Annotated in this window: 2 protein-coding genes and 1 pseudogene; all 3 read left to right on the top strand. The window is 65.0% G+C overall.

Going from position 1 to position 4,705, the window contains the following annotated elements; genetic code table 11:
- Nucleotides 1-1,110, top strand: a 1,110-nt coding sequence (locus Q0O05_RS11380) for an efflux RND transporter periplasmic adaptor subunit (protein ID WP_366519049.1), incomplete at its 5' end; no start/stop codon positions are given.
- A 17-nt stretch (nt 1,111-1,127) separates the two neighbouring features.
- Nucleotides 1,128-4,259: an efflux RND transporter permease subunit gene (locus Q0O05_RS11385; protein ID WP_293663132.1), complete on the top strand. Its 3,132-nt coding sequence runs from the start codon at nt 1,128-1,130 to the stop codon at nt 4,257-4,259.
- Between the two features lie 58 nt (nt 4,260-4,317).
- Nucleotides 4,318-4,705, top strand: a pseudogene (locus Q0O05_RS11390) (cation transporter); the annotation flags it as partial.

Consider the following 4,705-nt stretch of genomic DNA (forward strand, 5'->3'; position numbering starts at 1 on the left):
GCCGGCCTGCTTGCCACCGCCACCCAGGCGGCCGATGCGCCCAAGGCAGATGCGGGCAAAGCCACTGCGGCGCCCAAGGCCGCACTCACTGTTTCGCTGGTGCAGGCCAAGAGCAGCCAGCTGCCGGTCAAGCTGTCGGCCAACGGCAGCCTTGCCGCCTGGCAGGAAGCCAGCGTGGGTGCCGAGGCCAGCGGCCTGCGGGTGGCAGAGCTGCACGCCGGTGTGGGCGACAGCGTGAAGCGTGGCCAGTTGCTGGTGACCTTTGCCTCTGACAGCGTGCAAGCCGATGTGGCGCTGGCCCGCGCCGCCCTGAACGAAGCCCAGGCCAATGCTGCTGAGGCGCTGGCCAATGCCGACCGCGCGCGGTCGGTGCAGGGCACCGGCGCTGTTAGCGCCCAGCAAATCAACCAATACCTCACCCAGGAAGCCACCGCCAAGGCCCGCGTCGAGTCGGCCAAGGCCCAGCTTGATGCGCAGCTTCTTCGACTGAAGCAAACCCAGGTGCTGGCGCCCGATAACGGTGTTATCTCCGCCCGCAGCGTCAGCGTGGGCGCGGTGGTGGGTGCGGGGGCTGAAATGTTCAAGCTCATCCGGCAGGGCCGGCTGGAGTGGCGCGGCGAGGTGACCTCGGCCGAGTTCGCCCGTATCCGCGCCGGCATGGGCGTGATGATCACTTCCCCCGGCGGCGTGCAGGCCAAGGGCCGGGTGCGGATGTTGGCGCCGACGGTGGACTCCTCCACCCGCAATGGCCTGGTGTATGTGGACTTGCTGGGCGCGGTGACCCCGGGCCAGACGCTGGGTGCGGCGTTTAAGCCCGGCATGTATGCCCGCGGCGAGTTCGAGCTGGGCAGCACGGGCGCACTCACAGTGCCCCAGACCGCGGTAGTCATCCGCGATGGTTTTAGCTATGTCTACCGTGTGGGCGCTGACAACCGGGTGAGCCAACTCAAGGTGCAAACCGGCCGCGTGGTGGGCGAGCACATCGAGATTCAGAGCGGCGTCAAACCGGAGGACCGGCTGGTGGCCAGCGGTGGCAGCTTCCTGAGCGAGGGAGACACGGTGAAAGTGGTCGCAGCGCCCGAATCTGCTGCGCCGGCTGCTACGAAGTAAGGGAAGGGAACAACTCGATGAACGTCTCCTCCTGGTCGATCAAGAACCCGATTCCGGCGGTCATGCTCTTTGTGATGCTGACCTTCGCCGGGATGCTGGCATTCAACAGCATGAAGGTGCAGCAGTTTCCGGATCTGGAGCTGCCCAACATCACCATCTCGGCCAGCCTGCCCGGTGCCGCGCCCGCGCAACTGGAAACAGAAGTTGCCCGCAAGCTGGAAAACGCGATTGCGTCCATCCAGGGCCTGAAAAACATCTACACCAAGGTACAAGACGGGGGCGTCACGATCACGGCCGAGTTCCGGCTCGAGAAACCCGCGCAAGAGGCGCTTGATGAGGTACGCAGTGCGGTGCAAGGCGTGCGCAGCGAACTGCCCAGCGATGTGCGAGATCCGGTGGTTAACAAAGTCAACCTGTCCGGCGCGCCCATTCTGGCCCTGACCATCCGCTCCGGCAAGATGGACGATGAGGCCCTGAGCTGGTTTGTCGATAACACCATCGCCCGCCGTCTGCTGGGCGTCAAGGGGGTGGGCTCGGTGGTGCGCGTGGGCGGCGTGAGCCGCGAGGTTGAGGTGGCGCTGGATCCCATGAAGTTGCAGGCACTGGGCGCCACCGCTGCCGACATTTCCCGCCAGCTCAAGGCGGTGCAAACCGAGAGCGCCGGCGGCCGCGCCGATCTGGGCGGCAGCGAGCAGCCCATGCGAACACTGGCTACCGTCAAGTCCGCGCAGGAGCTAGGCCGTCTGGAGCTAACCCTATCGAACGGCCAGCGTGTGCGGCTGGACGAGGTGGCTACAGTCAGCGACACGGTGGCCGAGCCGCGTGCGGCAGCTTTGCTCAACGGCGTGCCGGTGGTGGGTTTTGAGATCACCCGCAGCAAGGGCGCCAGCGAGGTGGAGGTGGGTGCTGCGGTGAACGCTGCGTTGGACGAGCTCAAGTCCCTGCACCCCGACATCGAACTCACACAGGCCTTTGACTTTGTGAAGCCCGTGGCCGAGGAATTCGAGGCCTCGATGACCATGCTCTACGAGGGCGCGATTCTGGCGGTGATTGTGGTGTGGCTGTTCCTGCGCAACTGGCGCGCGACCTTTGTGTCGGCGGTGGCGCTTCCCCTGTCGGTGATTCCGGCCTTCATCGGCATGGCCTACTTGGGCTTTTCCATCAACACGGTGACGCTGTTGGCCCTGTCGCTTGTGATCGGGGTGCTGGTGGACGACGCGATTGTGGAAGTCGAGAACATCGAGCGCCACCTGCACATGGGCAAGACACCCTACCAGGCGGCCATGGAAGCGGCCGACGAAATTGGTCTGGCGGTGGTGGCTACCACCTTCACGCTGATTGCCGTGTTCTTGCCCACCGCTTTCATGAGCGGCATTCCGGGCAAGTTCTTCAAGCAGTTCGGCTGGACCGCGGCCCTTGCGGTGTTTGCCTCGCTGGTGGTGGCGCGTGTGCTCACGCCCATGATGGCGGCCTACATCATGAAGCGCAGCCCGCGCGAACACAAAGACCCGTTCTGGATGGGCGCCTACCTGCGGGCCAGTCGCTGGGCGCTGCGCCACCGTTGGACCACCATGGTGGGAGCGGCTGCGTTTTTTGTGGGCTCCATCATGTTGATTCCGCTTTTGCCGACTGGCTTTATTCCGCCGGACGACAACTCGCAAACGCAGGTCTACATGGAGCTGCCCCCCGGCTCGACCCTGGCCCAAACCCGCGAAGCCGCCGAGCACGCGCGGGTGCTGGTGAGCAAGCTGGACCATATCCAGAGCATCTACACCACGATTGGCGGTGGTGCCGCAGGTTCCGACCCGTTTGCACCTCCCGGCACCACCGAGGTCCGCAAGGCCACGCTCACCGTCTTGCTGACCGAACGCGGCAAGCGGCCGCGCAAGCAGGGCATTGAGAACGCCATTCGCGCCGCCATGGCCGAAGTACCGGGCATCCGCAGCAAGGTGGGCCTGGGCGGCAGCGGCGAGAAGTACCAGCTGGTGCTGACCGGCGAGGACCCCCTGGCGCTGGCCACTGCCGCCGCCGCGGTGGAGCGCGATTTGCGCACCATCCCCGGCCTTGGCAGCATTACCTCCAGCGCCAGCCTGATCCGCTCCGAGATTGCGGTGCGGCCCGACTTTGCCAAGGCCGCCGATCTGGGCGTGACCAGTGCGGCCATTGGCGAGACCCTGCGCATCGCAACGGTGGGTGACTACGACACCTCGCTGGCCAAGCTCAATCTGAGCCAGCGCCAGGTGCCTATTGTGGTCAAGCTGGCCGATGGTGCGCGTGCCGACCTGGAGCTGCTGGGCCGCCTCGCGGTACCGGGCGTGAAGGGCCCGGTGATGCTCAGCCAGGTGGCCACGCTGGAGGTGGCCGGCGGCCCGGCGGTCATTGACCGGCTGAATCGCTCGCGCAACATCACCTTCGAGGTCGAGCTCTCTGGCGCGCCCCTGGGCGACGTGAGCGAGGCTGTGCAAAAGCTGCCGTCCATCAGTAACCTGCCGCCTGGCGTGAAGCAGCTCGCGCTGGGCGACGCCGAGATGATGGGCGAGCTGTTTGCCAGTTTCGGCCTGGCCATGTTGACCGGCGTGCTGTGTATCTACATCGTGCTGGTGCTTTTGTTCAAAGACTTTTTGCAGCCCATCACCATCCTCGCGGCGCTGCCCTTGTCCTTGGGCGGTGCCTTCGTGGGCTTGCTGGCCGCGGACAAGAGCTTCTCCATGCCCTCGCTCATCGGCCTGATCATGCTTATGGGCATTGCCACTAAAAACTCGATTTTGCTGGTGGAGTACGCCATCCTGGCGCGCCGCGGCAGCGACGGATCGGACGGGCATCCGGTGGCGGCCCCCATGAGCCGCTTTGATGCGCTGATTGACGCCTGCCACAAGCGGGCCCGCCCGGTGGTGATGACCACCATCGCCATGGGCGCCGGCATGGTGCCGCTGGCCGTGGGATGGGGCGCCGCCGACAGCAGCTTCCGCAGCCCGATGGCGGTGGCCGTGATCGGCGGGCTGATTACCTCGACCGTGCTCAGCCTATTGGTGATTCCGTCCGTTTTCACCGTGGTGGACGACTTTGAGCATCTGCTGGGCCGATTGCGCCGCTGGGTGCTGCGCGAAAAGCCGGTGGCGCAGGTGGAAGCCGGAAAAGGCCTTGGGTAAGGGCTGTAGAGAGCCTGGGTTGCCGGGAGCTGCGTCAAAGTCTTTAAGGGGCCTTGGTATAGAAACCGACGACATCACCGACTGGATGCAGGACCATGTGTTTGACGCCAGCAACCCGCTGGCCGAGCGCAGTACACGCATGGTGATGTGGATCACTTTGACCATGATGGTGGTGAGCTCTGTGGAGCGTTTGATTTCGCCTGCGCCGATTCATTATCAGGAGGCCATTGTGTTTGCTGTGTTGGGCTTGTTGGTGAATCTGGTGTGCGCCTGGATTCTGGGCCGCGTGCACCATGGCCACTCACACGGGCATTCACACAGCCATTCCTCAGGTCACGGGGACCTGAACCTGAACGTTCAGCCCACCGCTACCGGGAAGTCCGGCTTGTTGCACCACTCGCTCCAGCCGCCGGACAGCAGGGCGCTGCCGTGCAGGCCCGCAATTT

The organism is Rhodoferax sp. OV413, from assembly GCF_945881795.1.
Classification (GTDB): domain Bacteria; phylum Pseudomonadota; class Gammaproteobacteria; order Burkholderiales; family Burkholderiaceae_C; genus Allorhodoferax.

Bases quoted from the DNA above. Each gene is read 5' to 3' on its own strand.
- Q0O05_RS11385 (WP_293663132.1), top strand. From the start codon at position 1,128: ATGAACGTCTCCTCCTGGTCGATCAAGAACCCGATTCCGGCGGTCATG.